The 25,752-nt window shown below is 74.4% G+C and carries 31 protein-coding genes and 1 pseudogene; 13 read left to right on the forward strand and 19 right to left on the reverse strand.

Features of this window, described 5'->3' with window-relative positions; all coding sequences use genetic code 11:
- The first annotated feature begins 95 nt into the window (after nucleotides 1-95).
- Nucleotides 96-782, forward strand: a complete 687-nt coding sequence (locus ACQEVZ_RS40945) for an ABC transporter ATP-binding protein (protein WP_344507478.1) — start codon at nucleotides 96-98, stop codon at nucleotides 780-782.
- A 283-nt stretch (nucleotides 783-1,065) separates the two neighbouring features.
- Here the strand turns inward: ACQEVZ_RS40945 and ACQEVZ_RS40950 are convergent, their stop codons facing one another.
- From ACQEVZ_RS40950 to ACQEVZ_RS40960, 3 genes and pseudogenes are all read right to left on the reverse strand, one after another.
- Nucleotides 1,066-1,341, reverse strand: a complete 276-nt coding sequence (locus ACQEVZ_RS40950; RefSeq protein ID WP_433377648.1) for a response regulator transcription factor — start codon at nucleotides 1,339-1,341, stop codon at nucleotides 1,066-1,068.
- Between the two features lie 97 nt (nucleotides 1,342-1,438).
- Nucleotides 1,439-1,726 (reverse strand): annotated as a pseudogene (locus ACQEVZ_RS40955) (response regulator); the annotation flags it as partial.
- A gap of 189 nt (nucleotides 1,727-1,915) precedes the next feature.
- The gene (locus ACQEVZ_RS40960) at nucleotides 1,916-2,380 is read right to left on the reverse strand and encodes a MarR family transcriptional regulator (RefSeq protein WP_433377651.1); all 465 of its coding nucleotides are present in this window, start codon (nucleotides 2,378-2,380) and stop codon (nucleotides 1,916-1,918) included.
- A 394-nt stretch (nucleotides 2,381-2,774) separates the two neighbouring features.
- On the opposite strand from ACQEVZ_RS40960, the gene ACQEVZ_RS40965 reads away from it, so the two are divergent.
- Nucleotides 2,775-3,251, forward strand: coding sequence for a hypothetical protein (locus ACQEVZ_RS40965; protein WP_433377654.1), 477 nt, complete (start codon nucleotides 2,775-2,777; stop codon nucleotides 3,249-3,251).
- A 128-nt stretch (nucleotides 3,252-3,379) separates the two neighbouring features.
- Nucleotides 3,380-4,828, forward strand: a complete 1,449-nt coding sequence (locus tag ACQEVZ_RS40970; protein WP_433377657.1) for an RICIN domain-containing protein — start codon at nucleotides 3,380-3,382, stop codon at nucleotides 4,826-4,828.
- Nucleotides 4,829-4,831: 3 nt separating this feature from the next.
- On the opposite strand, the gene ACQEVZ_RS40975 is transcribed toward ACQEVZ_RS40970, so the two are convergent.
- The 6 genes from ACQEVZ_RS40975 to ACQEVZ_RS41000 form a co-directional block, all read right to left on the reverse strand.
- A complete protein-coding gene (locus ACQEVZ_RS40975; RefSeq protein ID WP_433377660.1) occupies nucleotides 4,832-5,125 on the reverse strand; it encodes a hypothetical protein in 294 nt (97 codons plus the stop codon).
- 293 nt (nucleotides 5,126-5,418) lie between these two features.
- A complete protein-coding gene (locus tag ACQEVZ_RS40980; RefSeq protein ID WP_433377663.1) occupies nucleotides 5,419-6,867 on the reverse strand; it encodes an aminotransferase class I/II-fold pyridoxal phosphate-dependent enzyme in 1,449 nt (482 codons plus the stop codon).
- Entirely contained in the window at nucleotides 6,857-8,038 is a 1,182-nt protein-coding gene (locus tag ACQEVZ_RS40985) for a M20 family metallopeptidase (protein ID WP_433377666.1), read from the reverse strand. The genes ACQEVZ_RS40980 and ACQEVZ_RS40985 overlap by 11 nt, the downstream gene beginning before the upstream one ends.
- 57 nt (nucleotides 8,039-8,095) lie before the next feature.
- A complete protein-coding gene (locus tag ACQEVZ_RS40990; protein WP_433377669.1) occupies nucleotides 8,096-8,362 on the reverse strand; it encodes an FAD-dependent oxidoreductase in 267 nt (88 codons plus the stop codon).
- 80 nt (nucleotides 8,363-8,442) lie between these two features.
- Entirely contained in the window at nucleotides 8,443-8,694 is a 252-nt protein-coding gene (locus tag ACQEVZ_RS40995; protein WP_433377672.1) for an FAD-dependent oxidoreductase, read from the reverse strand.
- A gap of 66 nt (nucleotides 8,695-8,760) precedes the next feature.
- Entirely contained in the window at nucleotides 8,761-9,447 is a 687-nt protein-coding gene (locus tag ACQEVZ_RS41000) for a TetR/AcrR family transcriptional regulator (protein WP_433377675.1), read from the reverse strand.
- Between the two features lie 122 nt (nucleotides 9,448-9,569).
- Here ACQEVZ_RS41000 and ACQEVZ_RS41005 point away from each other — a divergent pair, with 122 nt between their 5' ends.
- The 4 genes from ACQEVZ_RS41005 (at nucleotide 9,570) to ACQEVZ_RS41020 (ending at nucleotide 13,127) form a co-directional block, all read left to right on the forward strand.
- Nucleotides 9,570-10,883: a cytochrome P450 gene (locus ACQEVZ_RS41005; protein WP_354890282.1), complete on the forward strand. Its 1,314-nt coding sequence runs from the start codon at nucleotides 9,570-9,572 to the stop codon at nucleotides 10,881-10,883.
- A gap of 43 nt (nucleotides 10,884-10,926) precedes the next feature.
- The gene (locus tag ACQEVZ_RS41010) at nucleotides 10,927-11,919 is read left to right on the forward strand and encodes a helix-turn-helix transcriptional regulator (protein ID WP_433377679.1); all 993 of its coding nucleotides are present in this window, start codon (nucleotides 10,927-10,929) and stop codon (nucleotides 11,917-11,919) included.
- On the forward strand, nucleotides 11,910-12,641 hold the full coding sequence (locus ACQEVZ_RS41015) for an SDR family oxidoreductase (RefSeq protein ID WP_433377682.1): 732 nt from the start codon (nucleotides 11,910-11,912) through the stop codon (nucleotides 12,639-12,641). Before ACQEVZ_RS41010 ends, ACQEVZ_RS41015 begins: the two co-directional genes overlap by 10 nt.
- 93 nt (nucleotides 12,642-12,734) lie before the next feature.
- Complete coding sequence (locus ACQEVZ_RS41020) at nucleotides 12,735-13,127, forward strand: hypothetical protein (RefSeq protein ID WP_433377685.1); 393 nt, start codon at nucleotides 12,735-12,737, stop codon at nucleotides 13,125-13,127.
- Between the two features lie 6 nt (nucleotides 13,128-13,133).
- Here the strand turns inward: ACQEVZ_RS41020 and ACQEVZ_RS41025 are convergent, their stop codons facing one another.
- Entirely contained in the window at nucleotides 13,134-13,691 is a 558-nt protein-coding gene (locus ACQEVZ_RS41025) for a phosphoribosyltransferase family protein (protein WP_433377688.1), read from the reverse strand.
- 69 nt (nucleotides 13,692-13,760) lie between these two features.
- Between ACQEVZ_RS41025 and ACQEVZ_RS41030 the strand changes: the two genes are divergently transcribed.
- A complete protein-coding gene (locus tag ACQEVZ_RS41030; protein ID WP_433377691.1) occupies nucleotides 13,761-14,291 on the forward strand; it encodes a hypothetical protein in 531 nt (176 codons plus the stop codon).
- 48 nt (nucleotides 14,292-14,339) lie between these two features.
- Here ACQEVZ_RS41030 and ACQEVZ_RS41035 read toward each other — a convergent pair whose 3' ends face one another.
- A complete protein-coding gene (locus ACQEVZ_RS41035; RefSeq protein ID WP_433377694.1) occupies nucleotides 14,340-14,918 on the reverse strand; it encodes an RraA family protein in 579 nt (192 codons plus the stop codon).
- Between ACQEVZ_RS41035 and ACQEVZ_RS41040 the strand changes: the two genes are divergently transcribed.
- Complete coding sequence (locus ACQEVZ_RS41040; RefSeq protein WP_433377697.1) at nucleotides 14,917-15,042, forward strand: hypothetical protein; 126 nt, start codon at nucleotides 14,917-14,919, stop codon at nucleotides 15,040-15,042. The two genes, ACQEVZ_RS41035 and ACQEVZ_RS41040, sit on opposite strands and share 2 nt — an antisense overlap.
- Here ACQEVZ_RS41040 and ACQEVZ_RS41045 read toward each other — a convergent pair.
- Together ACQEVZ_RS41045 and ACQEVZ_RS41050 are read right to left on the reverse strand one after the other, a co-directional pair.
- Nucleotides 15,024-15,842, reverse strand: coding sequence for a hypothetical protein (locus ACQEVZ_RS41045; protein WP_433377699.1), 819 nt, complete (start codon nucleotides 15,840-15,842; stop codon nucleotides 15,024-15,026). The genes ACQEVZ_RS41040 and ACQEVZ_RS41045 overlap by 19 nt on opposite strands.
- Nucleotides 15,843-15,915: 73 nt before the next feature.
- Entirely contained in the window at nucleotides 15,916-16,815 is a 900-nt protein-coding gene (locus ACQEVZ_RS41050; protein WP_433377702.1) for a hypothetical protein, read from the reverse strand.
- A gap of 29 nt (nucleotides 16,816-16,844) precedes the next feature.
- Between ACQEVZ_RS41050 and ACQEVZ_RS41055 the strand changes: the two genes are divergently transcribed.
- Entirely contained in the window at nucleotides 16,845-17,249 is a 405-nt protein-coding gene (locus ACQEVZ_RS41055) for a hypothetical protein (RefSeq protein WP_433377705.1), read from the forward strand.
- 62 nt (nucleotides 17,250-17,311) lie between these two features.
- On the forward strand, nucleotides 17,312-17,827 hold the full coding sequence (locus ACQEVZ_RS41060; protein ID WP_433377708.1) for a putative immunity protein: 516 nt from the start codon (nucleotides 17,312-17,314) through the stop codon (nucleotides 17,825-17,827).
- 58 nt (nucleotides 17,828-17,885) lie between these two features.
- Here the strand turns inward: ACQEVZ_RS41060 and ACQEVZ_RS41065 are convergent, their stop codons facing one another.
- Both ACQEVZ_RS41065 and ACQEVZ_RS41070 read right to left on the reverse strand, forming a co-directional pair.
- On the reverse strand, nucleotides 17,886-18,839 hold the full coding sequence (locus ACQEVZ_RS41065; RefSeq protein ID WP_433377711.1) for an MBL fold metallo-hydrolase: 954 nt from the start codon (nucleotides 18,837-18,839) through the stop codon (nucleotides 17,886-17,888).
- A gap of 74 nt (nucleotides 18,840-18,913) precedes the next feature.
- Entirely contained in the window at nucleotides 18,914-19,786 is an 873-nt protein-coding gene (locus tag ACQEVZ_RS41070; RefSeq protein ID WP_433377714.1) for a serine hydrolase, read from the reverse strand.
- A gap of 11 nt (nucleotides 19,787-19,797) precedes the next feature.
- Here ACQEVZ_RS41070 and ACQEVZ_RS41075 point away from each other — a divergent pair, with 11 nt between their 5' ends.
- Nucleotides 19,798-20,769: a LysR family transcriptional regulator gene (locus tag ACQEVZ_RS41075; protein WP_433377717.1), complete on the forward strand. Its 972-nt coding sequence runs from the start codon at nucleotides 19,798-19,800 to the stop codon at nucleotides 20,767-20,769.
- Nucleotides 20,770-20,818: 49 nt separating this feature from the next.
- Nucleotides 20,819-21,493, forward strand: a complete 675-nt coding sequence (locus ACQEVZ_RS41080; RefSeq protein ID WP_433377720.1) for a hypothetical protein — start codon at nucleotides 20,819-20,821, stop codon at nucleotides 21,491-21,493.
- A gap of 59 nt (nucleotides 21,494-21,552) precedes the next feature.
- On the opposite strand, the gene ACQEVZ_RS41085 is transcribed toward ACQEVZ_RS41080, so the two are convergent.
- The 4 genes from ACQEVZ_RS41085 to ACQEVZ_RS41100 all read right to left on the reverse strand — a co-directional run bounded on the left by ACQEVZ_RS41085 (nucleotide 21,553) and on the right by ACQEVZ_RS41100 (nucleotide 25,677).
- Complete coding sequence (locus tag ACQEVZ_RS41085; RefSeq protein ID WP_433377723.1) at nucleotides 21,553-22,161, reverse strand: hypothetical protein; 609 nt, start codon at nucleotides 22,159-22,161, stop codon at nucleotides 21,553-21,555.
- 87 nt (nucleotides 22,162-22,248) lie between these two features.
- Nucleotides 22,249-22,908: a hypothetical protein gene (locus ACQEVZ_RS41090; protein WP_433377726.1), complete on the reverse strand. Its 660-nt coding sequence runs from the start codon at nucleotides 22,906-22,908 to the stop codon at nucleotides 22,249-22,251.
- Nucleotides 22,909-22,952: 44 nt separating this feature from the next.
- Complete coding sequence (locus ACQEVZ_RS41095) at nucleotides 22,953-23,936, reverse strand: DUF1152 domain-containing protein (protein ID WP_433377729.1); 984 nt, start codon at nucleotides 23,934-23,936, stop codon at nucleotides 22,953-22,955.
- A complete protein-coding gene (locus ACQEVZ_RS41100) occupies nucleotides 23,929-25,677 on the reverse strand; it encodes a hypothetical protein (RefSeq protein WP_433377732.1) in 1,749 nt (582 codons plus the stop codon). The genes ACQEVZ_RS41095 and ACQEVZ_RS41100 overlap by 8 nt, the downstream gene beginning before the upstream one ends.
- Nucleotides 25,678-25,752: the final 75 nt, after the last annotated feature.

The raw sequence follows: 25,752 nt of genomic DNA on the forward strand, positions 1-25,752 counted from the left end.
GGTACCCCCGAAGGAGGGGGCGCACGACCAACCAGCGGGGGAGGTCGCGCGGGCGGAGCCGGCCGAGGATGGACGGGGACGACAGGAGGACGCCAGTGACCGTGCTGGAGCTACGCGAAGTGCGCAAGACCTACCCGGGAGTGCCGCCGGTCGAGTCGGTGCGCGGGGTGACCCTGACCGTCGACGCCGGCGACATGCTGGCCGTGCGTGGGCCGTCCGGGTCCGGGAAGTCGACGCTGCTGCACCTGATGGCGGCGCTGGACCGGCCGACGAGCGGCAGCGTGCGCCTCGACGGCCAGGCCGTGGAAGCGTTGAGCGACCGGGCCCTCGCCGGGCTGCGTGCGCACCGCGTGGGTGTGGTGTTCCAGCAGTTCCACCTGCTCGAGTCGCTGACCGCGCTGGACAACGTGGCGACCGGCCTGATCTACCGCGGCGTCCCGGCCCGGGCCCGACGGGCCGCCGCCGCCGAGGCCCTCGACCGGGTCGGTCTCGCGCACCGGGGCGGGCACCGGGTGACGAAGCTGTCCGGCGGCGAGCGCCAGCGGGTCGCGATCGCACGCGCGCTCGTGGGCCGCCCCGCGATCGTCTTCGCCGACGAGCCGACCGGCAACCTCGACTCCACCACCGGCGCCGGCATCCTCGACCTGATCCGAGAGCTGAACGCCGACGGCACCACATTCGTCGTCGTCACCCACGAGGAAGCGGTCTCCGACGCCTGCCACCGCACGGTCGTCATGCACGACGGCCGGCTCGCCGACGACGGGCAGGCCGCGCGGTGCTGAGGAGAGGCAGTGAGGGAAAGCCGCCCGGACGGCGGCGAGAGGAGGGTCGTGACGGAGGCCGGCGCGTGGAGGGCCGTGACGGAGGCCGGCGCGCGGAGGGTCGTCGCGCGCCGGTGAGGTGAGGCCGTGTGGAGGGTCGTGACGGAGACCGCCGGGTTCGTCGTGGCAGAGGGCCGCACAGCCGGCGGTGGGACGAGGATTGTGGCAGGCCGGGGCCTTCGGGTACTAGGGACGTGCCGGCCAAGGGGACGAGGACGCCCGACGGAGGAGGGCCGACGCGCGGTCAGTCCGGGTCGGGTTTGAGCGCGTCGCCCAGGGCAACGACACCCTGTTGCAGGCCGAAGATGGCGGCCTGGGTGCGGTCCTGGAGGTCGAGCTTGGTCAGGACGCTCGACACGTACGACTTCACGGTCTGCTCGCCGAGCATCAGGGTGCGGGCGATCTCGCGATTGGACCTGCCGCGGGAGATGAGGGCCAGGACGTCGCGTTCGCGGGCGGACAGGCGCGACAGCGGGCCCTGGTCGCCGGCGCGGACCCCGCGGACCAGCAGCGCCGCCACGTCGGGGTCCCAGGACGCTGCCGCCGGTCGCCGCGGCGCGGACGGCCTCCACGACCCGGTCGACAGCGGTGCTCTTCGACAGGTACGACACCGCGCCGGCGCGGACCACGTCCAGCGCCCGGTCCTCCGCCGGGAATGACGTCAACACGATGACCGCGGCCGGATCGTCGCGCTCGCGCAGCGCGTGCAGCACACCGAGACCGTCCATGCCGGGCATCACCATGTCGAGCAGCACCACGTCGGGGCGCAGCTCGCTGATGGCGGCCAGGGCCGTGGCGCCGTCCACGCACTCGCCGACGACGGTCAGGTCAGGTTCCTGTTCCAGGGCGAACCGCAGCCCTTGCCGCACCACCTCGTGGTCGTCGACGACCAGGATCCGGATCACGCGGCACCCGCTGGCAACAGCACCTTCACCGTCGTGTTCTTCGGCCGGAACGTCATCGTCGTGCCCGAAGTCACCGAGGCGGCGATCGAGGCTGCCGTCGTCGCCCTCGCCGCCCGAGACTTTGTCGACATCGCACCCAACCAAGGCATGGCCGGAGCGTAGGTGACCGGGGACCGGCCGAACCGGCGGTCAGGGCTGTAGGGGCGGAGGAGTGGTGTTGCGGATCATCTGCTGCAGGACCTTCACCGTCGTGACGTAGTCGGTGTCGGGGATGCCGTTGTGGATGTGGGCGCGGACGGCTGGGGCGTGCTGGGCGAAGGTGGTGCGGGCCTCGTCGCCGGCGGGGGTGATCCAGAGGCGGCCGGCGGGGTCGCGGGTGAGCCAGCCGCGGGACAGGAGGACCTCGGACTCGGCGGTCAGGTCGTCCTCGCGGCGCAGGTAGGTGCGCATCGCCGTGGTGAGTTCGGGGAGCGTCATTCCCTGGCCGTCGGGGGAGAGGTCGTTCGCGGACAGGTTGCGCAGGAGCCAGAACTGCGGCTGGGTGAAGCCGAGCTCCGCCTGCCGCGCCCGGGTGAAGGCGATCAGCGACTCGTAGGCGACGCCGGTCCAGTAGGCGGCGGGTTGGGCGGCGAGTTCGGCGTCTGACATCGACATGACGGCGACCGTAGGGGCTCAAGCCCGGTTGAGGTCAAGAACTACGACGGCGCGGTGATCGCCTCGCCGCTGGTGGAGCTGTTCCCGTCGCTGGCCAGGCACGCCAGGACGGCGACGCGGCTGCATCCGACGGCCGGTGAGGTCACGTTGCAGGACAGTCACGCGGGCGGGTAGTTGCTGTGGCCCGACGGGAGCCGTGGCCGGCAACGGCCCGGGCGCAACGGCGCGGACGAGCCGACCGGCGTGCTGGTCAGCCGTCACGGCTCGCTGCGCGTCTTTAGGTGCATCCGCTGCCCCGGTACACCATCCATCGAAGACATCCAGTAGCCGGCCGGCCCAGGATCTTCACGCCGCGCACACCTGGGCATCGCACCGCGCGGTCTACTGTGCGGTGATGAGGCGTTGGTGGTGGCTGGCTGCGGCGGCGCTGGCCGTCTGCGGCGGACTCGCCTACCTGGACCGTGACCGGGACCCGCTCACCGACGCGGACGTCGTCGGCACCTGGTGCAGCGCGGACCGGGGTGAGCTCGTGTTCGGCGCCGATCACCGGTTCACCGCCCGTGACATCCTGAACGTGGCTCTGGCGCCCGCCGTGGAGAAGTTCCGGCCCGGCCCGGGCGGTGAGACCTGGCGCAGTGACGGCGCCGGCACCTGGAAGGTCGTCCCGCGCATGACGGACCGCCGCGGCCCGGCCACCGAGATCGACCTGCACTTCCGCACGCTCAACGGCAGGTCTGAGGCGTACGGCACGCGGCTGGTCTCCGTCGTGCGGGACGAGGTCGTGCGGGACGAGCGGCTCGTCCTGCTGTTCACCGTCGGCGACCCGGACAACGGTGCCGAGTACCGGTTCGTGCGAAAGGGCTGCCCGTAGCGGAACCGAGGGTGGAAGTTTCACCGCCGGTCGAAGGGAACGGGACGCCGGGCGGAAAAGCCGTTATCGGTGGGTGGTCCGATGCATCTCTCTCAGCGACAAACAGTTGCAGGGAAGGAGCAACGGAAGTGCAGCACCGAAGAACAGTCGTCCTCCTCGCGTCGGTCCTGGCCGCGTCCGCCGGCGTCGTCGCCGTGACCGTGTGGCCGTCGGAGGCGGCCGTCACCCCCGTCAACGGCGGCGTCTACACGCTCGCGTCCGCGTCCAGCGGCAAGTGCGTCGTCGCCGCCGGCACCGGCAACGGCGGCCTGCTCACCCAGGTCGCCTGCGCCGCAACGACCGCCGCCCAGCGGTTCACCGTCGTCGCGCAGAACGGGGCGTACGGCCTCGTCAACGCCGGCAGCGGCAAGTGCGTCGACGTGCCCAACAACACGACCACGGCCGGCACGCAGCTGTGGCAGTGGACGTGCGGGGCGTCGGCGAACCAGACGTGGCAGCTGACCGCCAGCGGCGCGGCGTCGGGCAAGTACCTGGTGAAGAGCGCGGCGAACGGGTTGTGCGTCAGCAACAAGGACGGGTCCACGGCGGGGAACAACCCGATCGTGCAGGAGCCGTGCTCGGACGTCGCCCGGATGCAGTGGTCGTTCAACGCCACGACCGGCACCACCCCGACGCCGACGCAGGGCGGCCGCACCTGGTCCAACACCGCCGACGGCTTCGCGCAGGGCACGACCGGCGGCGCCGGCGGCACGGCCGTCACCGTGACCACGTACGCGGACCTGCTCAAGTACGCGACCGCCGCCCCCGCGTACATCATCCGGATCAGCGGCACGATCACCGTCCCCAACTACGGGTACGAGATCCCGGTCGCGTCGAACAAGACCCTCGTCGGCGTCGGGAAGACCGGGCGGATCAAGAACGGCGGGTTCTTCCTCGGCGCGGGCGTCCGCAACGTCATCATCCGGAACCTGACGATCGGGGACACCGCCGTCGCCTCCGACGACCCCGACGACAAGGACTTCGACTACGACGGCATCCAGATGGACACGGCCGACCACGTGTGGATCGACCACAACACGTTCACGAACATCAACGACGGCTACATCGACTCCCGCAAGGACACCACCAACGTCACCGTGTCGTGGAACATCCTCGGCAACCACAACAAGACCTTCGGCATCGGCTGGACCGAGAACGTCGTGGCCCGGATGACGATCCACCACAACTGGCTGCACGACACCACGCAACGCAATCCCAGCGCGGACAATCTCGCCTACGCACACCTGTACAACAACTATCTGCAGAACGTCACGAGCTACGGCAACTACGCCCGCGGCGCGACGAAGATGGTCCTGGAGAACAGCTACTTCGACCACGTCAACAACCCGTACTACCCGGACGCGAACGCGCAGCTGAAGCAGTCGGGCAGCATCGTGGTCAACAGCAGCGGCCGGCAGGAGACGAGGGGCTCGGCGTTCAACCCGGGCAGCTTCTACTCCTACACCCTCGACCCGGCCGCCGACGTGCCGAACCTGGTCAGGACCTACGGCGGCCCGCAGGCGAACATCGCCATGTGACCGTCATGAGGTCTGCAGGAAGTCCGTGAGCGGAAGGCGCCCGTCGGCCTGGCGGGCGCCTTCCGCGACGGTGGGGTCGGTGGACCGGAAGTCGGCCCTGGTCGCCACCGCGCCCGCCGGCCACGGCCTGCCGTCGGCGCGGGGCACCGCCTGCGCCCGGCGGTTCGCGACGGCGAGGTTGCCCTGCGATGCGGCGGCGGCGTCGGTACAGGTGAAGCCGGCGTCGCCGTTGCGCCACGCCGTGTTGGCGGTGAGCCGGATCGCGCCGCGGAACTCGCGCGTCGGAGAACCCGTCACCGGCGTTGTCCCAGGCCGCGTTGTCGCGCAGCACGTGCGCCGCGGCCGGCACCGGGTCGCCGCCGCCGAGCGTGAACCCGTTGCCGGTGTTGCCCCACGCCCACGTGCGCTCCACGTTGACCGCGCCCGTGAACTCGCCGACGTCGATGCCGCTCTCGCCGTTGCCGTACGCGCGGACGCCCCGCACGACGTTGCCGCCGCCGCCGAACTTGACCGCGAGCCCGGCCCCGGCGCCGGTCCCCGCGTGGTTGCCGAAGAAGTCGCTGTCGAGGACCTGGTTGCCGGCGGTGCCCTCACCGCGCAGCATCAGCCCGACCCGCCCGTTCCGTGACCACCCGCAGCGTGCGTAGGGACGGGTCGGCCGCGTAGGCGATCCTGACGCCGGCGCGCCGGGCCTGGTCGAGGGCCGCGAGGGCGGCGGCGGTGACCTGCTCGCCGGGCGCGAGCACGGGGATGCCGGGCGGGTACGGGGCGACGAGCTCGGCGCAGACCCGGCCGACGGCCCGCTCGGCCGGCACGGTCTCGGTGGCGGCGAAGAACGCCTGCCGCGGTGGCATCGACGTGACCGGGTCGACCCCGTAGACCGCCGGCCCGACGACCGGTCGCGGTGTGCCCCGGCGCCGCCGCACCGAGTCGGCGAGGACCGTGGTCAGGCGGGTGAGGGAGGCGGGGGTGTCGGCGAGGGAGACGACGGCGACGAGGACGTCGCGGTCGGCGGACTCGACCGGCAGCCCGGCGGCCAGGAGGTCCCGCTCGACGAGGTTGCCGTCGGCGCCGGTGCCGAACAGCAGCAGCGTCAGCTTCAACGGGTCGACGCCGGGACCGTCGAGGACGGTGAGGCCGTCGACGCCGCGGAGCCGGTCACGGGCCTCGCGGGTGGCGGCGATGGCGTCGCCGAGCAGCGCGTGGCCGTCGCGCCGGAGCAGCGCGCGGGCGGCGTCGGTGCTGGCGAGGACGGCGCCGGCCGGGCTGGTGGTCGCGGTCGCCTCGACGCCGGCGTCCAGGCGCGCCGCGTCGACGTGGCCGGTGCGGGCCAGCACGAGCGCCGCCTGGCTCCAGGCGGGGAGCGTCTTGTGGGCGCTGGTCACCATGACGTCGGCGCCGAGCTGCAGCGGGTGCCGTGGCAGGTCGGGGTGGAAGCCGAAGTGGGCGGCCCACGCCGCGTCGACGACCAGCGGCACGCCCGCCTCGTGCGCCGCGTCGGCGAGGCCGGCGATGTCGCCGACGGTGCCGACGTAGGACGGGTCGCCGACGAACACCGCCCGCACGTCCGGGTTCGCGGTCAGGGCGCGGCGCAGGGTGGCGGGCGCGACGCCCAGCGGCAGGCCGGTGGCGGGGTCGACCTCGGGGCGCACCCAGACGGGCGTCAGGCCGGCGAGCACCAGCCCCAGCAGGAGCGAACGGTGCAGGGTGCGGCTCACGACGACCCGGTCGCCGTCGCCCGCGACCGCCAGGGCGACGGCCTGGTTGGCGTGCGTCGCGCCGCCGGTGGAGAAGCGGCAGAAGTCGGCGCCCCACAGCCGCGCGGCGCGGGCCTCGGCGTCGGCGAGGACGCCGCTGCTGAGCTTCATGGTGTCGAGGCCGGCGTACAGCGGGACGTCGCCGGCGACGACATCACCGACGAGGTCGTGGCGCTGCTTGTGGCCCGGGATGGTGAACGGCGACGGCGGACGCTCGCCGAAGCGCAGCCAGGCATCCAGCAGCGGCGCGTCGCCACGCAACCCGCGCGGGTCAGTCGGCATCGGACCTCCAGTCGGCATCGGAGTTCTGACCTGCGCCGGGCGTCCGGCCGTCGTCGGGGGTCCAGTCGGACAGGACCGCGATCAGGGCGGACGTGAGCGCGCGGACCTGGCGCACGTCGACCCACTCGTCGACCGCGTGCAACCCGCCGCCGGACGGGCCGCACACCAGGGTGGGGCAGAGCCGCTGCCACAGCGGGGCCTCCATCCAGTACGGCGCGTCGAACGTCGCTCCGGTGCCCAGCTCGGCCCCGAGCCGGCGGGACAGCCCGGCGGCCGGCCCGGTGTCGTCGAGCCGCCAGCCGTCGCGGTGGGCGAGCAGTTCGGCGGTGGCGTGCCACCCGGGGTCCAGCAGGGACCGCACCTCGTCGAGCGCCGCCGCGCTGGACCGGCCAGCCGTCGTGCGCAGCTCGACCAGGCATTCGGCGTGGTCGGGCACCACGAACGGCGACGACCCGCCGCGCGCGACCGTCACCATCAGGTCGCCGCCGCCGGCCCGCACGGCCGCGCCCCGCTGGTCGACCGCGTGCAGCAACCGGCCCAGGTGGGTGACGGCGTTGACGCCGAGGTCCGCCTGCGAGCTGTGCGCGGCGCGGCCGGCGAAGCGCACCCGCACGACGGCGAACCCGCGCAGCGACCTGGTCAGGGCGAGGTCGGTCGGCTCCGCGATCAGGCAGGCGTCCGGCCGGATCCCGAGCCGGGGGAGCGCGTCGATCACGGCCTCGCTGCCCAGGCTCGCGTCCTCCTCGTCGGCGACCAGCGCGAGCACCGGCCGGACCGGCGCCCCCACCGCGACCAGGTGCTCCGCGGCGGCGACGATCGCCGCCACGCCACCCTTCATGTCGGCGGCGCCGCGGCCGAAGAGCCGGTCGCCGTCGAGCCGGGGCGTGAACGGCGCCGGCATCCCGTCCACACCCACGGTGTCGAGGTGCCCGTTCAACACGACCGTCGGCCCCGCGGCCGGGCCCGGCGGCACCGCCACCAGGCTGGGGCGGTCGGTGCGGCCGGCGGCCGGCACCACCGTGGTGTCGAAGCCCGCGCCACGCAGCCGTGCGCGGAGGTGCTCGACGATCGCCGCCTCGCCCGCGCCGGACGGGACCAGGCCCGGGTTGACGCTGTCGATGCGGACGAGGTCGTGCAGCAGGGCCAGGGCGTCGGTCTCGGGGTCCCGCATGGATCACAGCGTAGAGCGACCCGGCCGCGGGACGGGACACCGACGCCCGCGGCGGAGTCAGTGCGCGCTGAGCGCGGCGAACCGGTCCAGCAGGCCCTGCGGGGCGTTGTCCTCGAAGCACAGCGCCAGGTTGTCGGCGGCCTCCCGCGCGGCGTCGGCGCTGCGCGGGAACAGGTCCCGCTCGTACGCGGCGAGGGCGGCCTCGACGTCGCCGGGGTGCGCGGCGATCGCCTTGCCGAGCTCGGCGCCGTCGAGCATCGCCAGGTTGGCGCCCTCGCCGGCGAACGGCGACATGAGGTGCGCTGCGTCGCCGACGAGCGTCACGCCGGGCACGCGGTCCCAGCGGTGCCGGATCGGCAGCGCGGTGATGGGGCGGGGGACCAGCGGGCCGTCGGCCGCGGTGATCAGGGCCCGCAGCTCGGGATGCGGGTCGCCTCGCCGCCGGCGTGGATGATCGCCTGGAACCGCTCGAACAGGTGGGCCTCGCGAAGCGCGACCTGGCCGTTGTAGTCGTGGATGTCGAGCATGCCGCCCTGGGTGCGGGCGGACGGCGACTCGTCCAGCTCGTAGACGGTGGCGGGGATGCCGTGGACGTGCAGGACCCGGGCGAGGGTCAGGCCGCCGAGTCCGGCCCCGACGATGCTGATGGTGGTCATGGCTACTCCTGACGGGTTGACGAACGCGTTCGTGACGAACATGTTCGTGATGGCTACGAAAACGGACTACGGGATCGGCACGCGCAAACCTTCGATGATCGCGGACAGGGCCCAGCGCTGCCGCTGCCCGCCGGTGCCGGCGAACAGCTCCTGCCGCGCCATCGCGATGTGCGGGTAGACGTCCGCCGGCGCGTCGGCGACCGCCATGGCGAGGTCCTCCGCCTCCCGCTCGGCCTCGGCCGCCTCGGCCCGGCTGCCGTGCTCCGCGGCGGTGGCGGTCGCGTGCTGCAGCAGCAGGTCGGCCCCCCACGCCGCCTGCCCGGACGGCACGCCGCCAGCGTGCAGCAGCCCGAGGACGGTGTCGATCAGCCGCAGGTAGTTGGGCCCCGACGGGCGCAGCGTGAGCACCGACCGGGCGAGGCTCGGGTAGGCGAACAGCAGCTCCGTGTAGGCGGACAGCAGCGCGATGAGCCGCTCCCGCCAGGGCTGGCCGGGCGCCGGCCGGTCCACGCCGGCGAGCAGCTCGGCGAGCAGCTCGTCCAGCAGCGCCCCGTGCAGCTCCGCGGTGTTGCGGACGTACACGTAGAGCGACGCCGGCCCGGTCTCCAGCTCGGCGCCGAGCCGCCGCATCGTGACCCGCTCCAGGCCCTCGTCCTTCATGAGCCGCAGGGCGGTGGCCACGACGCTCTCGCGGCTCAGCGGCGCCTTGGCGGGCCGGCTGCGGCGGCTGACGGGACCTTGTCTCGGACTCACGAACACGATCGTAACGAACGCGTTCGTCAGCGCCCAGCGATCGTGACGGACGAGACGGCTTGCTCCCCAGCGCCCGGCCGCCGCGGCGTTTCCCCGACCGGGGGCCGGGTAGCCGGGACGACATGACAGCATCGACGGCCACGCCCGCCCGGACCGCCCCGTCCGCGCCGCCCGCGACGGCGTCGGCCCTCGACACGGCGAAGGTCGCCCTCGCGGTCGTCGCCCCGACGCTCCTCCAGGGCGTCATCCGCCGGCGACCGCGGATGGTGCGCTTCGCGCGGCGGCTCGACGCCGACAAGCGAGCCGGGCGGCTCCTGCAGCGGCTGCGGCGCCAGTACGGTGGCAGCCCCCTGATGCTGAAGGTGCCGGGCCGGTCGTTCGCGGTGGTGCTGTCGGCCACCGACGTCGAGCGGATCCTGCGGGAGACCCCCGACCCGTTCACGCCCGCCACCACCGAGAAGCGCGCGGCGCTGCGCCACTTCCAGCCGCACGGCGTGCTCATCAGCACCGGCGAGGAACGCACCCACCGCCGCATGTACAACGAACGCGTCCTCGACACCCAGGAGACCGAGCACCGCCAGGCCGACGCGATCGTCGCCGCGATCCGCGACGAGGTCCGCCGCGGCGACCCGGCCGGCGACGCCCTGGACTGGCGCCGGTTCTCCACCATGTTCGCCCGGATCGCCCGCCGCGTCACGCTGGGCGAGGCCGCCCGCGACGACGAGCGGCTGACCCGCGAGCTCGACCGGCTGCGCGACGCCGCCAACTGGGCCTACCTGCGGCCCCGCCAGGAAGGCCTGCGGCAGCGGTTCCAGCGCCGCGTCGACGCGTACGTCGCCCGCGCCGAGCCCGGCAGCCTGGCCGGCATGATGGCCGGCACCCCGTCGACCACCGACGTCGACCCGGCAGGCCAGGTGCCGCACTGGCTGTTCGCGTTCGACGCGGCCGCCGCCACCGCCTTCCGCACCCTCGCCCTGCTCGGCTCCGACCCGTCCCGCGCCGAGACCGCCGCCACCGACCTGCGCTTCCTGGGCGCGTGCGTGCAGGACACGCTGCGCCTGTGGCCGACGACGCTCGCCATCCTGCGGGAGAGCACCCGCGAGACCGACTGGGACGGCGCCACCCTCCCGGCGCACACGTCGCTGATCGTCATGAGTTCGTTCTTCCACCGCGACGAGGGCATGCACTACGCCGACAGGTTCGCGCCCGAGGTCTGGCTCAGCGGCGCGGCCCGCCGCAGCCCGCAGATCTTCCCGTTCAGCGCCGGCCCCGCCGGGTGCGCCGGCCGCAACCTCGTCCTGCTCGTCACCACCACCCTGCTCGCCGAGCTGCTGCGCACCCACCGGTACACGGCCGTCCAGCCGCTGGGCCCGCCGCTGCCCGGCACGTTGGACCACACCCGGATCCAGCTCCGCCGGTACCCGATCGCGGCGTGATCGTTCAATACACGCGGACCGGCAGCGCCTACCGTTGCCGGTCATGGACGACTTCGCAAGCGGGGCGCTGGTCGCCGCGGTGCTGCGGTCCCTCGCGGACGACGGCATCGCGGTCTCCGCACCCGCGCCGGGCGGTGCGCTGGTCCCGCTGGCGGTGAAGCGCCGCCTGCTCGCCGACGTGGCCGCCACGCACGGGCTCCTGCCGCTGCTGCGCGTCGGGCTGATCCTGCCCCGCCTGCCGCCCGACCCGGCGATGTCGGCGCTCGCCGCCGCCACCGGCCCGCAGGACCTGTTCGCCCGCTGGGCCAGGCTCGAACGGTTCGTGCACTCCCGCCACCGCGTCGTGGTGCACGCGTCGGGGGAGCGCACCCTCACCGCGTCCCACACCGGCCCCGCCGACGAGCCGCCCACGCCCGCCGAGGACGCGTTGGTCGCCGGTGTACTGGCGGCGCTGCTGACGGCCACCGGCGTCCACGGCCTCTCCCTGACGCTCGGCCCGTGGCCGGTCTACGCCGACGGGACGTTCACCGCGCCGCCACCCGACCACCGGGGCGGGCCGTGGCACTTCACCTGGACCTCGGTCGTCGTGCCCCCGGCGCCGTCGCGGGCCGGGACCGACCCGGCGCGGGCGCTGCTCGCCGGCGACCTCGTCCGCCGCTGGACGCTGCGTGACCTGGCCGCCGAGCTCGGCATGTCACCGCGCACCGCGCAGCGCCACCTGCGCGCCGAGGGCGGGTTCAGCGGGCTGCTCGCCGCCGCCCGCGCCGACGCCGCCGCGGGCCTGCTCATCGACACCCGGCACGCGCTCGGCGTCGTCGGCTTCGCCAGCGGCTACACCGACCAGCCCCACTTCACCCGCGAGTTCCGCCGCCGGACCGCGATGACCCCCGCCGCCTTCCGGTCGGCGTTCGCCCGTCCACTGGCATCCGCCCTTCCATCGGCATCCGCCCGTCCGGTGGCATCCGCCCGCCCAGCGGCTTCCGCCCTTCCAGTCGCGTTCGCCCGCCCAGTACAGGAGACACCGCAATGCACCTGAACGACCGGACCGTCCTGATCACGGGCGCCAGCCGCGGCATCGGCCGGGAGCTGACCCGGCAGGCGGTCGCCCGCGGCGCCCACGTGGTCGCCGTCGCCCGCGGCTTCGACGGCCCCGCCGGCGACCGCGTCACCCACTGGCCGCTCGACCTCGCCGACCCAGCCGCCGTCGCCGACCTCGCCGACCGCGTCACGCAGCGGCACCCCGACCTGTCCGTGGTCTTCAACAACGCCGGCGTGCAGACCCTGACCGACTTCCTCACCGAGGACCCGCGCGACCTGCGCCCGGTGCTGCGCCGCGAGATCGCCGTCAACCTCGACGCGGTCGTCGCCCTGTCCACCGGCCTGCTGCCCCACCTGCGCCGACAGCCGTCCGCCGCGATCGTCAACGTCACCACCGGCCTGGCCCTCGCCCCGAAGCGCTCCGCCCCGGTGTACTGCGCGACGAAGGCCGCCGTCCGCTCCTTCACCCGCGCCCTGCGCTACCAGTGCCAGGACGCCGCCCCGCACGTCCGCGTCGTCGACGCCGTCATGACCCTCGTCGACACGGACATGACCAGCGGCCGCGGCGCCAACAAGATCACCCCCGCGGCGGCCGCCGCGTCCATATTGGACGGTCTCGCCCGCGGCACCGACGAGATCCTCGTCGGCAGGTCCAGGCTCCTGCCGCCGATCATGCGCCTGTCACCCGCCCTCGGCCACCGCATCCTGCGCAACACCTGACCTCATGGCGTCTCCCACGCCGGAATCCGGGTGCCGGCCGGGCCGCCCGGCGCATACCCTGGCCGGCGGCAGCCGAGACGGGAGGTGACGGCGGTGGCGCGCAGGAGCCCGCAGGAGAAGAAGGCGCTGAGCTACGCCAAGGACCGGCGCAACGACTACGGCGAGAACGACAAGAGCTCCCGCAAGAACATCCGCCGCAACAAGCGCCACCCGAACCGCGCCGACCGGCACCGCTCGCACCAGGTCCTCGCCGCCGCGACCGGCCCCGCCTCGGCGACGGCATCGGAGGCCGCCGAGACGAAGCTGCTCGCCAAGAAGTCGATGTGGCTCACGAAACGGTGGCGCAAGGACCGCGACGCGCCGCTCGCCGACATGCTCACGTGCCAGCTGCGCCGCCGCGCCCGGCTCGGCATCGACGCGCCGTCCACGGTCGAGGCCCGCATCGACCGCATTCGCGGCGCCCGCGACCGCGCCAGCTGGCGGTAGGTCCCCTCACAGGTCCCGCAGGTGCAGCAGCGACCTGAGCCCCAGGTCGCGGCGCAGCCGGGCGTCGTCGAGCGCGTCGACGAGACTGGCGAAGCCGACCCAGCCGGCGCCCGCGCCGTCGACCATCGCGCGGACCGTCCGCGCCTGGCTGCCGGTGTCCACCCAGTCGTCGACGGCGAGCACCCGGTCCGCCGGCCGCACCAGGTTGCGCCGGAAGCCGAGCTCCAGGTGCCGGTTCCGGTAGTCCGGCGGCGTCGTGCGACGGATCCACTGGTCGCTGTCACCGGCCGGCGCCCGGTCCTTGCGCACCTCGACGAACCCGACCCCCAGGTGCAGCGCGACGAGCGGCCCGACCAGCGACCCCCGCGAGTCCGGCCCGAGCACCACGGTCGGCTCCGCCCCGGCGAACAACCCCGCCAGCGCCGGACCGAGCAGACCGAGCAGCTCCGCGTCCCGCCACCAGCCGGTGATGTCGGCGTACCGGCTCTTGTCGGTCCGGTCCCCCCGCCACACGAACGCCTCGCGGAGCCTGGCCCTGACATCCACCACCCCGCCCGCAGCCACGCCCGGAGTGTAGGCGCCGCCGCACGACACCGCCCCGGCGAGCCGGTGCGGTGTGCCAGACTCGGTGCCGTGCTCGACTTCGTCTCCGCGGAAGGCAGCCGGTGGCACGGTCTGCTGTTCGCGAACCAGGCCCTACCGCCGCGCCTGACCTGGTGCTTCGACTTCCGGTTCGAGGACGTGCCCGACGATGACGACTTCAGCCCGCTCAGCCTGGCCGTCGAGTGGATGCCGGCGCCGACGGACAGCTGGCGCCGGATGGGCGGGCTGCACCTGACGAGCGCCGCGTTCACGGACCCCGCCGAGGCGACCGTCCACCACTACATCCACCACCGGTTCGAGGCCGTCGACCTCCGGCTGGGCGAGCAGGACGGGCCGTCGCTGCGAGCGGCGGTGTCCCTGTCCGGCGACGTCGACCGCCTGGGCGCCGACCCCGTCCACGCCGACGCCACGCTCACCTTCGCCGGCCTGCTCGTGGCGCTGCCGGGCATCACGGCGCCGGACGACGCGCTCGCCCGGCTCGCGGAGTTCACCGACACCACCGGCCTCGTCCTCGACCCGTCGGGCGCGACCGCGGCCCTACGGTTCGTGCCGTCCGCCTGACGCCGGCGGCGCTCGCCGCCGGCGCGTCCCGGCCCGCCGCGCCTGCCGTCAGAGGGTGAACCGCAGCCGTGACGGCTCGCCGCGGGTCAGGCGGTCCGCGTGCTCCGCGGTGTTGAGCACGTCGGCGAGGGTGGCGCCGGCGGCGAGGCGCTCCGCGACCTCCGCCTCGGTCGCCATCACCTGCGCGGCGGCGGTGAGGCGGGCGACGGCGACGGCCGGGTCGAGCACCACGATGCCGTCGTGGTCGGCGATGACGATGTCGCCGGGGTGGACGGGCACGCCGCCGCAGCTGACCGTGGCGCCCAGGATGCCGGGCTTCGTCGTGGTGCCCGCCTTCGGGGTGACGTGCCGGCTGTAGACGGGCAGTCGGCACCCGGACACGAACCGCAGGTCACGGTAGCCGCCGTCGACGACGATCCCGGCCAGGCCCTTGCCCAGCGCGACCCGTGCGAACAGCTCACCGGCGAGGGCGGTCTCGCGTCCGCCGCCGTCGACCACCAGTACATCACCCGCGGACGCGAGCTCGATCGCCTGGATCACGCCGAAGAAGTCGTCCCGGCACCGGACCGTGACCGCCGGGCCGCACAGGACGGGATTCGCCGACCGGCAGCGCAGCGCGGGCGACATGACCCCGCACGTCGTCGCCGACGTCGCACAGCGCCGTGGTGTCGACTTCGGCGGCGAGGCGGCGGATCTCATCCATCATCCCGCGACGGTACCGCGCGGCGCCGGCTACTTCCGGTCGACCTGAGCGCAGGGCGTCGCGTGCTGGCCGGCCGGTGCCGACATCGTGACCACGCTGTCCCGGAAACCGACGGTCAGCTCCAGCGCCAGCCAGCCGCACGCCCAGCGGCTCACCACGGCCGTCGGGCTGTCCGTCGGCCGGATGTGCTGCGCCATCCAGGTGTTGGTCTCGGCGGCGATGTCGTCGGTGACGATCGCCCGAACACACGCCTGCAGCAGCTGGAGCCCGTCGGGCGCCTGCCGGGTCGAGGCCATGATGTCGACCCGGCACTCGATGGTCCGCAGGTGCCGGTCCTTGTCGTAGACGATGGTGACCCGCCCGTCGGCGCTCGTCGTCTTCGGCTCGGCGCTGGGCAGCGGTTGCCCGTCGGCGCCGAACACGTCGCCAGGCAACTCGATCTCGGTCGAGGTCGTGCCCTCGAGCAGCCCTTCGCGGACCTGCGGTCCGTAGGCGGGGCGGAACCGGTGCTCGATCCGGAAGTCCCAGTCCTGCACCGTCAAGGGGAAGGCCGCGAGCCCCTGCTCGTCGTCGCCGCACTGGCCGGGCCGGGCGTCGCGACACGCCGCACCGGTCGGCCTCGGCTCCAGTACCAGCGCGGACGGCGTCGCGGACGTCTTCGGCGCGACGGCCTCCGGCAGCGAGTGCGTGGTGCCGCCGAGCCGCACGTACACGACGGCCCCGACCACGACGAGCGCCGCCACGACCGCCGTGACCAGCCAGATCCACCGCGACCGCCCCGGCGCCGCCGGCAGCTCCTCGTCGGTCCCCGCCTCGCCGAACCCGGTCTCGTCGCTCCGCTCGTCCATGCCCCCCCGCTTGTCGAATGCCGCGCATCGACAACAGTAGTGGACAAAGCCTCGCAGCGGTGTCCGCCTTGCTTCAGAACAGCGCCTGCTGCCCCGGGAGCGGGTCGTCGTCGAGCAGACCGTCGAGCCGCCACAGGCGGAGCCCTTCGGCGTCCCTTGTCAGCCACGTGCCGTGCTCCGCTGACCGGCGGACGTCGCGCTGCGGTGCCGGATACTCGATGACGGAGCGCACGCGCAGCGTGGCCGTCGACAGCAGCAGGTGCTGCTCCAGTTCCGTCTCGTGGTCGTCCAGGTTGTACGCGGCCAGCACCAGCGACTCGCTGACCGCGGTGGACGCGAGCAGGCACGCGCCCGGGTCCGTGGGCTTGTCGGCCGCGACGGCGTTCGTGGCGACGTCCCGGACCGTGAGGCGGGTCCCGTCGCGGGGGCTGGCCAGATACCGGGGTTCCGTGCGGTGCAGGTCGGTGAGCGTCACGTCGGGCACCGGCCGGACCGCGATGCCGGCGGTCGTGGGGCGGGCCAGCCAGCTGCGGTCGCCGGCGAGACCGGTCCAGTCGCCGCGTGGGTCGTCGATCCAGGTGGACCAGCCGGGGTGGACACCGAGGAGGGCCTCGCCGATCAGGCGGCCGGTGGCGGTCTCCCGCGCGCCGAGCCGATCGCCGGCCAGGGTCCACAGGACGCCGCGCCCGTCCAGGTGACACTCGGTGACGCCCTCGAGGGCCTTCCGCCACACCTGCCGGCCGTGCAGGTCCTCAACCGTGACGACGCCATCGGTGACGGTGCCGAGGTGGGTGCCGTCGCTGGACACCACGCCGCAGCCGCCGTCGACGGTCGCCCTGGCGTGCAGCCGCCGGCAGAGGAGGCGCGTGGCGTCGTCGTCCGGGTCGGTGACCAGCCAGCCGCCGCCGGCCACGGGCCTGACCTGGCCGGATGTCGCCCCGACGCAGGACTCGGCGATCAGTCTGGGGCGCATCCGCAGCACGATACGGTTATCGTGCTGCGATGAGCCGGTGGGCGTGGGTGAGGTGTGGGGTCGCGCTCGCCGCCACCATCGGGATCGCGCTGCCGACCGCCGGGATGACGATCCTGCGCGGCGACGCGCCCTGGTTCTTCGTGGGGATGGTCGCTGCGTCCGCCGGGCCGGCCTGGCTGTACGCGTGGCTGGTGCGTACACCCGTCATGTCGATCCTGGTCGGCGTCGCGTACGTGCTGATCGACGTGCTGCTGCCGATCCCCGGCTACCGCGAGGCGTTCGTGACCGGGGCGGGCGCGGGCGGCTGGCTGTTCTGGTACGACGGCCTCCTCGGCGTGCCCCTCGCCTGGCTGTCGTTCCTGGGCGGCTGGGGCATCGACGCCCTGATCAGGTACTCCACGCCGCCGCGACCCGACGTGCCGCGGCGCGGGTGAGCTGAAGTCTCAACCGGCGGTTCAACGGTACGGTTGACAGGCATGAACCGTGGGAACGCAGCATGATCCTGCCGAAGATCCGGGATCCCCGCTTCATCACGATCCGGCGCGGCGGGACGCTCACCGACGACGACCACCACCTGCTCGCGCTGTGGGCCGCCGTGTGCGCGGAGCACGTGCTCGGCCACTTCGAGGCGGCCCGGCCGGGGGACCTCCGGCCACGCCGGGCGATCGAGGCCGCCCGGGCGTGGGTGCGGGGCGAGGTGAAGATGATGGAGGCCCGGGCGGCGGGCGGGCACGCGATGGGGGCGGCCCGGGACCTGCGCGGTGCCGCGCGGCACGCCGCGTACGCCGCCGGGCAGGCCGCGGTCGTCGCCCACGTCGCCGCGCACGAGCTGGGCGCGGCCGCCTACGCCATCAAGGCCGCGCGGGCGGCCGCACCCGACGGCACCGGCGACGCGGCGGCGCGGCAGGAGTGCCAGTGGCAGCGGGACCAGCTGCCGGACGCCATCCGCGAGCTCGTCCTCGACGACCAGCGACTGCGCAACGACATCTGCTGGTCGGCGTTCGAGTGCTGAGGCCCGCCCAGCCCATGGACCGCCCGGGCCCGCCGGTCCGCGCGTTCCCCCGTGAACGTCAGAAGGTGTACGGGGTGTCGTACGACGGCAGGAGGACCCGGGTGCGCGGTGAGGCCTCGCGGATCGCGGCGACGAACGCGTCGAGCTTGGCCGCGTCGCCGGCGGCGACCGCCGGTGGGTTGCGCAGCGGGGTCTCGAAGTTGTCCCAGTGCACGGGCACGACGACCCGTGGGTGGTCCAGCGCCGCCAGCAGCCGGCGGGTGTAGTCGTACACGACGCCGGCCGACGGCAGCGCGACCATCGCCACGTCAGGAGCGAGGCCGGTCAGGTTGCGTTCGACGAAGTCGCTGCCGCCCATGAAGAACAGCTTCGGGCCGCCGGCGATCGTCACCTGGTACGCGAGGGTGTCGCCCTCGGGCAGGTCGCCGATCGTCCGCGGCGCCGCGGGAGGGGTGAGCCGCACGCCTGGGAACGCGAGGGAGTAGGCGGCGTTGCGGCTGTGCAGCGACGCGACCACCTCGACGGTGTAGTCGCCGAAGTCGAGGTGCTCGCCGCCCTTGACCGGGACGGCCTGGCCGCCCGGCACACCCGAGGCGAGCGCGAGGTGGTAGGCGGTGAGGGTGCCGAGGATCCGCGCCCCCGGGACGGTCTTCGCGATGTGCGGCACGTCGTTGAAGTGGTCCCAGTGGGTGTGCGTGACGAGCACCGTCTCCGCCGCGCCGACCCGCGAGCCGATCGCGTCGGCGTCGACCCGCAGCGGCGTCGCCGGGTCGAACGCGCCGGTGAACAGGCCGGTCGGGAAGCGGGTGAGGTACGGGTCGACAAGCACCGTGCGCCCGTTGACGTCGATGCGCCAGCCGGAGGTGCCGAACCACCGCAGCGTCGCGGTGCCGGTCCGGCCCGCGGGGGCGGCGACCGCGGGCCCCGCCGCGGCGACCCCGGTGGCGGCGACCCCGGTGGCGACGGCGGTACGGATGAGGGCGCGGCGGTTCAGATCACGTGTTTCGGACATGACGCCCACCCAAGCACCGGCGCGGCCGGGCTGTCCAAGACCAGCCCACCGCACCGCCCATACGTGACTGGATATCAGCGCTGGTCACGCAGCATGCCGACGGCTACGGCCGCGGCGCGGCCGAGTGCGGTGTCCACGTCGATGCGGGGCGTGCGGCCGCCCCCGTCGACGAACACGGCCACCGCGTAACGCCCGCCGTCCGGGTACTCCACGACACCGATCTCCATCGCGAGCCCCGGCAGCGTGCCGGTCTTGCCGGCCACCCGTACCGGCGCCGGAAACCCCGACCGGAGCCTCGTCCACGACATCTGACGGCCCATCAGCTCCCGGACCGCGGCACACGCCGCCGGCGGTCCCGCCTCGTCCCGCCAGAGCATGCCGAGCAGCCGGGTCAACTCCTCCGGCGTGCTCGACGTCGTGCGCCGCGGGTCGAACACGCGCAGCGCCGCCACCCGCTCCGGCGGCAGCGTCGGGAACAGCCGCGCGAACTCCGCGTCGTCGCGGGCCCCGATGTCGGCGAACATCGACTCCAGCATCTGCCGCGGGCCGCCGACGACCCGCGTGCGGTCCAGGCCCAGCTCCGCGGCGAGCAGCGCCAGCAGGTCCGGGCCGCCGAGCCGGTGCAGCAGCACGTCGGCGGCGGCGTTGTCGCTGATGGAGATGGCGAAGTACGCGAGGTCCCGCAGCGACAGCTCGACGTCGTCGGCGCACCCGGCGGTACCCCAGCCGCCGAAGCGGTCGCCGGCACCGACGACGACGCGCTCGGCCGGGTCGAGCGCGCCCGACGCGACCTGCCGGGCGAACTCGAGGACCAGCAGCACCTTGACGATCGACGACAGCACGACCTGCTCGCCGGCGCCGACCCCGACCGTGCGGCCCGAGTCGATGTCCCGCGCGTGCAGCCGGCCCCGCACCCCGGCGGCGGCGAAGGTCTCCTCGATCAACATAGGGTCAGCCTATGGCCGACCTGTCCAGGCATCTGCGGTACTTCCTCGTCGTCGCCGAGGAGCTGCACTTCAGCCGGGCCGCCGAGGTGCTCGGCATCGCCCAGCCGCCGCTCAGCCAGGCGATGCGCCGGCTGGAGCGCGAGCTGGGCGTCACGCTCTTCGACCGGCTGCCGCGCGGCACCGAGCTCACCGACGCCGGCCGCGCCCTGCGCGACGAGGCGGTCCAGTTCCTGGCGGCCGAACGGCGGCTGCGGGCGCTCATGCACAGCATCCGCGACGGTGACCTCGGCACGCTGCGCGCCGGCGTGCCCCCGGAGACGCCGGCCGCAGCGCTCGGCGAGCTGCTGCGCCGCCTCGGCGAGCAGGCGCCCGGCGTCGACGTCGACCTGCAGGAGCTCACCACCGCCGAGCAGCTCGACCTGCTCGCCGCCGCCCGGCTCGACGTCGGCCTCGTCCACCATCCGGTCGACGCCGCCGACCTGCGCCGCGGCCCGGTCACCCGGGTCCGTCTCGGCGTGGTGCTGCCGCGGGTCTCGCCGCTGGCCCGGCTCACCGAGGTCACCGCCGGGCAGCTCGCCGGGCAGGGTCTCGTCGTGTTTCCCCGGGTGACGGCGCCCACCTGGTACGACACCCTCCTCGGCCAATGCCGTGACCTCGGCTTCGTGCCGGCGCGGGTGCGGCACGCCCGCAACCCCGAGTTCCTGTGCGGGCTCGTCCTCGCCGGCCTCGGGGTGGGCCTGGAGCGCGAGGACGCCGTGCGCGAACCCCGCGTCGCGTGGCGCCCGCTCGCCGGTGACCCGCTGTGGCAGGAGACGTCGGCGGTGTGGCCGCGCCGCGCCCCGCACCCGGCCGCCGCCCGGTTCGGCGAGCTGGCCGGCGCCGTGCTGCGGCCCCGCGCCGACGGCCCCGGCCGCATCCTCGGCTCGCCCGGCCCGTGGTCCGTGGTGTTCGACAAGGCGAACACGCCGGCCCTCGACCCGTAGCCGCGGAAGTCGGTTGCCGCGGGCCGGGCCGTGCGGCGATGCTCGTGCGATGGTCGTCCCGTTGGCGGAGCGCTCGTGGGCGGTGCGCATCAGCACCGTCCGGCTCGGCGACCGCCAGTACCGGGTGATCCGTCCGGCCCGGGCGGTCGGCTTCGGCGGGCTCTACGAAGGCCGTCTCGGCGCGCAGTTCTGCCTGGACAAGCACACCGCCGCCACGCTCGCGACGGCGTGGGGGCTGGCGGCCCGGTCCCCGCACAGCATCGTGTTCCTGCCGGTCCGCGCGGCCCGCAGGCCGGACCGTTGCTCCTGGTGGGGCCGCCCGCTCGACCTGGTGCTGCTGCACCACCGGCTGGCCGTGCCGGCGTCACGGTGGAAGCAGATCCGCGGCCGGTTGGGCGCCGGCGCGCCGCACACCGTCACGCTGCCGGCGGGGGCGTGGCCGGACCGGCCGGTCGCCGACCACCTCCGGGTGTGGAACGACGGCTACCGCGACCACCTCCGCTGGCAGATCGCCGCCGACACCCTCGTGCTCACCGGCAGCCGGGAGGCGTTCGACCTGCAGACCGAGCAGCTGCGGCAGCTCGCCGAGGACTGCCCGGCGCACCTCGCGGTGGCTCCGGGCACGCACTGCTGCGCCGAGATCAACCTGGGCCGGATCGGACGTTACCACGACCGCCGGAACCCGCCCGCGGAGCTGCACGTCGAGTACTGCCGGCTACGGTAACGCCGCACGCCACGGGTGCGCCGCGAGCAGGCCGGCCAGTCTTCGCCGCCGCGCCGCGCTCAGCAGGGGCAGCACCGCGTCGAAGTCGGCTTGGTCCTTCGGGCGCGGCTCCTTGGCCTTGAACAGCAGCGGTCCGGCGTCACTTCTCCATGCTGAGCGGCGACGGCAGGAACCGCGGGCCCGCGTACGCCGTGAGCGCCTGGGCCACCTCGGCGGCGGTGTTGCAGGGTCTCGTCGACCGCCAGCAGGACGATCGACGGGCGACCGTCGGCCTGGTTGCCGTAGTCCGTCTTCGCGCCCAGGTCGACGCCGGGCGCCGGGGTCAGCACGAGGCGGTGCGTGCGCGTGTCGCTGCCGGGGTTGACGTACGGCTCGAGGAACACGGCGTCGATCGCACCCCACGGCACGAGCCGGTTGATGCCGGCCACCTTCAGCTGCAGCCCCGCCTCGCCGATGACCACCGGGTCCGGCCGGAACGCCTCCCGCAGCTGCCACAGCGTGAACAGGATCACGATCCCACCCACGATGAGCAGCGCGGTCGAGCCGAGGTTGACGAACACGAGCACGGTCAGCTCGACGCCGGTCTGCGACAGCCAGATGACCGCGCACCCGGCGAGGAAGTAGATCGCGAGCAGCCAGAACTTGGGGCGGCGGTATTGCAGCGTCATCATGTCTCCGTGCGAGCGAGATCCTCGAAAGCCGCGCCAGTCTCGCACAAACCGCCCCACCGCGATGCCCCGTGCGGGCCGGGCCTTCTACTCCGGGCAGAGCAGCGCGGGGTCGTGCTCGCAGTGCCCGAACCGGTCGCGGAACGCGAGGCTGCCCGGGTCGAACGTCGTGGACTGGACGGCGCCGTCCCAGGTGTGCAGGACGACGGCGTTGCCGGCGGCGAACTCGACCCGCACGACCTCGGCCAGCATGCTGTTGACGAAGCTGTGCTGGACGACCGCGACGGGGAGCGCGGACTCGCGGCTGAGCCATCCGGCGCGGGACCGGAGCAGAAACTTGTCGAGGTAGCCGTCGGAGTCGCTCGAGCAGTGGTACCGGACCCGGACGACGTCCCAGCGGCCGTCGGGCGAGCGGGCAACCCCGACGGCCGGCTCCGGCACGCAATCGTCGACGAGCACCTTGGCCTCGGCGAACCCGGCGCACGCGATCGGCACGAGCAGCGCGAGCAGGGCTGCCGCCGTCACCGTCCTGGGCCGCGCCGGGGCCATCGCCATCAGGGCGGCGAGGGCCAGCATCACCGGCACGGCGAGCGCCACCGTGGTCGTGGGCCCAGCCTCCGCGACCGGCCGCAGCGAGAGGTAGTTGCGCGGATTCCAGTGTGCGTACACGACGAATCCCGTCGCCAGCACGGCGATCGCGACGAGCAGGTACGCGGGCGACGACCGCCACCGCCGAACTGCATGCATCCGCACATGCTTCCCCATGCGCGTTCCCCGCTCAACCCTGCAGGTCAGTGGGGGAAGGCGCGGGGGACGCGGGCGGTGGCGAGCTCGTCGCGGAAGGCCTGGATGCGGGTGATCACCTGGCGGCGGCCGATCGTGTGCTCGATTCGGTCGAGGTACAGGCAGCGCGCGGCGAGCTTGTCGAGGTCGACGGTGAAGTAGACGGCCATCAGCGGGTTGACGAACAGGGCGCCGCCGGAGGTGCGGTGGGTGAAGCGGACGTCGCCGAACTCGCCGGCGGTGGCGGCGGCGATCTGGCCCTGCACGATGCTGGGCCGGTCGGGTGTGGCGGCCTGGGCGGCGGCGACGGCGTCGCGGTACAGGACCGCCTCCCGGCCGGCGCCCGGGATGGACAGCGCGCCGAGGTAGCCGCCGTCGCGGTCGAGCGCGGCGAGGTTCTCCAGCACCTGCACGTGGTTGACGCCGTCGTGCGCGTCGATGCCGAAGCCGAGGCTGGTCACCAGCTTGACCGGCACGTCGAGGCCGGCGACCGCCGCGACGCTGGTGATGTCCTCGACCGGGGTGCCGAGGTCGCTCTCGTCGCCGCGCAGCAGGATGTCGGTGCCGCCGTCCACCAGCACCACCGCGTCGATGTCGAGGTGCTCGACGAGGTGCCGGTAGCCGTCCCGCAGGGTCTGCACGCCGAGCGGCGGGAACGCGTACACGGTCGGCGGCAGGTCGTGCGCCGCCAGCCAGCGGGCGAGGGCGCGTTCGGGGAAGTACCAGTCGGGGCTCTCCGTGTCCGGCCGCACCGCCACGACGTGCTCCGTCACCCACGCGGCCCGGTCGACGAGCTCCAGCTGCGAGAACGACAGGCTGGCCAGGTGCACCCGCGTCCCACCCTTCCAGAGCGCGAGGGCGAGCGGCAGCCCGGCGTACACGTCGAACCCACCACCCGCCCCGGCGATGAGCACGCTGCGCGCCGGCGCGAGCGCGGCGAACAGCGGCGGCACGGCCAGCGAGAACGGCCCCGCGCCTGGGTGGTCAGTCACTGCGCGCCGGGCGGACGTCGTGGGCGGCCTCGCGGATGTCGGGGTCGGGGTGGTGGCGCAGCGTGTCGAGGCGGTGCAGCTGGGGCTCGGTCCACGTGCCCTGGATGGTGGCGAGGCGCAGCCACAGCAGGGTCGCGGTGAGGCCGGTGTGCCGCTCCAGGTGGGTGAGCACGGCGGGGAAGCGGGCCGGGTCCGCGTGGTCGTGCAGGGCCCGCCAGGTGCCGGGGTCGATCCGATGTGGACGGTCGGCGGTGGCGGCCAGCAGGCGGTCCCACAGCGCGAGGTCCGGGTCGCCGGCGGGCGGGTCGAGGAGGTCGGCGAAGGCCAGCCGGGCCAGCAGCGTCGCTCGTACGCCCGGCAGGTCCAGCGGCGCGAGGGCGCGTTCGAGGGTGTGGGCGGCGGCGCGGAAGGCGGCAGGGAGGACGGACCAGGCGTCGCGCTGGACGGCGGCGGTCATGACGCGCAGCCGCTCCCGGGCCGCCTGGGCGGCGAGCAGGTCCACGGCCGCGGACCAGGCGAGGTCGCCGGCGGGGGTGCCGAGCGCGGCGCCCAGGGTCGCGCGGGCGGCCTCGAACACCTCGTCGGGCTGGTCGACGCCGACGAGCCGGGCCACCGCGTCGAGGCCTTCGGGCGCGTACCGGGACCAGCGCCCGTACGCGGCAAGGATCGCCGGGTCGGGTGTGTCGAGGGCGGCGGCCAGCAGGCGGGCGACGGCCGGGCGGCGGTCGACCGGGATCCGTTTGACCGGCGTCGCGAGGATCGCCTCACGGACGGCGTCGGGCTCCGCACCCGGCCGCACCGCGGCGGTGAGGACGTCCGCGACCGCGCGCCCCGCATCGGCGGCGGACGTGACCAGGGCCGTGGCGATGGTGGCGCGGACGTCGCGGTGCAGGTCCGGGCGGTGCCAGGCGTCGAGGAGCGCGCCGGCGGCGGCCGGGGTGCGCAGCGCGCCGAGCGCCCGCGCGGACTCCTTCGCCGAGGCCACCTTCGCGCTGCGCAGCGTGCCGGCGAGCAGCTCCACGGCGGCCGTCTCGGTGCCCGTGTCGAGGGCGGCGCGCAGCGCCCGGGCGGCGGCGCGGGCCCGGTAGCCGACCGGGGTGCCGCGATCCTGCCAGCGCTGCCCCTCCGCGACGATCGCGGCCGCCGCCGGATCCCGCCGCACCGCTGCCTCGAGGCCGGCGCGCCCCGGCGACCAGCGCCGCCGGCCGTCCGTGCCGCCGTCCTCGGCGAGCCGCCGCGCGACCGGGACCGGCGCCGTCCTGGCGAGCCGGCGCAGGTCGTCGATCGTCACCGGCAGCGCCGGCAGCCACCGCTCGACGACCCCGGCGGCGCAGGCCGCCAGCAGCAGCGGCCGGTCGCGTTCGGGCACCTCCGGCAGCAGCGACCCGGCGAGCCGGTGCCGTGCCGAGCGGCGCAGCACCGCGTACACCTGCCGCCTGGTCGCAAACGGCGTGTTCAACGCCAGCCGTCGCAGCGCCGCGTCGGACACCGGCAGGCGGATCGCCGCGGACAGGGCCCGCCCCCGCAGCTCACCGTCCCCGAGCGCCCGCTCCACCGCGGCGACGTCCCGCCGCACGACCGCGACGAACAGCCCGTCGTGCCGCTCGTCGATGTCCCCGCCGTCGAGGCGCGCGTGCAGCTCCTGGTACTCCTGCTGGCTCATCCCGAGCGCGAACCGGGCGATCGCCCGCCTCCGCGCCGGCGCGTCGAGTCCGTCCGGAATGGCGTCGAGAAGGCTCAAGGCGCCCACGATACCGAGCCGCGGACGTCCGCACCGCACACGATTGGATCGGACGCGCCGGGGTAGCCGGTGAAC

Origin of the sequence: Dactylosporangium sp. CA-152071, assembly GCF_050936335.1 — a bacterium.
Taxonomy (GTDB): domain Bacteria; phylum Actinomycetota; class Actinomycetes; order Mycobacteriales; family Micromonosporaceae; genus Dactylosporangium; species Dactylosporangium maewongense.

Bases quoted from the DNA above. Each gene is read 5' to 3' on its own strand.
- ACQEVZ_RS41010 (WP_433377679.1), top strand. From the start codon at position 10,927: ATGGACGACTTCGCAAGCGGGGCGCTGGTCGCCGCGGTGCTGCGGTCC.
- ACQEVZ_RS41055 (WP_433377705.1), top strand. From the start codon at position 16,845: ATGAGCCGGTGGGCGTGGGTGAGGTGTGGGGTCGCGCTCGCCGCCACC.
- ACQEVZ_RS40980 (WP_433377663.1), bottom strand. From the start codon at position 6,867: ATGCCGACTGACCCGCGCGGGTTGCGTGGCGACGCGCCGCTGCTGGAT.
- ACQEVZ_RS41050 (WP_433377702.1), bottom strand. From the start codon at position 16,815: ATGCGCCCCAGACTGATCGCCGAGTCCTGCGTCGGGGCGACATCCGGC.
- ACQEVZ_RS41075 (WP_433377717.1), top strand. From the start codon at position 19,798: ATGGCCGACCTGTCCAGGCATCTGCGGTACTTCCTCGTCGTCGCCGAG.
- ACQEVZ_RS41015 (WP_433377682.1), top strand. From the start codon at position 11,910: ATGCACCTGAACGACCGGACCGTCCTGATCACGGGCGCCAGCCGCGGC.
- ACQEVZ_RS41040 (WP_433377697.1), top strand. From the start codon at position 14,917: ATGACCCCGCACGTCGTCGCCGACGTCGCACAGCGCCGTGGTGTCGAC.
- ACQEVZ_RS41070 (WP_433377714.1), bottom strand. From the start codon at position 19,786: ATGTTGATCGAGGAGACCTTCGCCGCCGCCGGGGTGCGGGGCCGGCTG.
- ACQEVZ_RS41080 (WP_433377720.1), top strand. From the start codon at position 20,819: ATGGTCGTCCCGTTGGCGGAGCGCTCGTGGGCGGTGCGCATCAGCACC.
- ACQEVZ_RS41090 (WP_433377726.1), bottom strand. From the start codon at position 22,908: ATGCATGCAGTTCGGCGGTGGCGGTCGTCGCCCGCGTACCTGCTCGTC.
- ACQEVZ_RS41060 (WP_433377708.1), top strand. From the start codon at position 17,312: ATGATCCTGCCGAAGATCCGGGATCCCCGCTTCATCACGATCCGGCGC.
- ACQEVZ_RS40965 (WP_433377654.1), top strand. From the start codon at position 2,775: ATGAGGCGTTGGTGGTGGCTGGCTGCGGCGGCGCTGGCCGTCTGCGGC.
- ACQEVZ_RS41085 (WP_433377723.1), bottom strand. From the start codon at position 22,161: ATGACGCTGCAATACCGCCGCCCCAAGTTCTGGCTGCTCGCGATCTAC.
- ACQEVZ_RS40960 (WP_433377651.1), bottom strand. From the start codon at position 2,380: ATGTCGATGTCAGACGCCGAACTCGCCGCCCAACCCGCCGCCTACTGG.
- ACQEVZ_RS40995 (WP_433377672.1), bottom strand. From the start codon at position 8,694: ATGACCACCATCAGCATCGTCGGGGCCGGACTCGGCGGCCTGACCCTC.
- ACQEVZ_RS40985 (WP_433377666.1), bottom strand. From the start codon at position 8,038: ATGCGGGACCCCGAGACCGACGCCCTGGCCCTGCTGCACGACCTCGTC.
- ACQEVZ_RS41035 (WP_433377694.1), bottom strand. From the start codon at position 14,918: ATGTCGCCCGCGCTGCGCTGCCGGTCGGCGAATCCCGTCCTGTGCGGC.
- ACQEVZ_RS41065 (WP_433377711.1), bottom strand. From the start codon at position 18,839: ATGTCCGAAACACGTGATCTGAACCGCCGCGCCCTCATCCGTACCGCC.
- ACQEVZ_RS41005 (WP_354890282.1), top strand. From the start codon at position 9,570: ATGACAGCATCGACGGCCACGCCCGCCCGGACCGCCCCGTCCGCGCCG.
- ACQEVZ_RS41045 (WP_433377699.1), bottom strand. From the start codon at position 15,842: ATGGACGAGCGGAGCGACGAGACCGGGTTCGGCGAGGCGGGGACCGAC.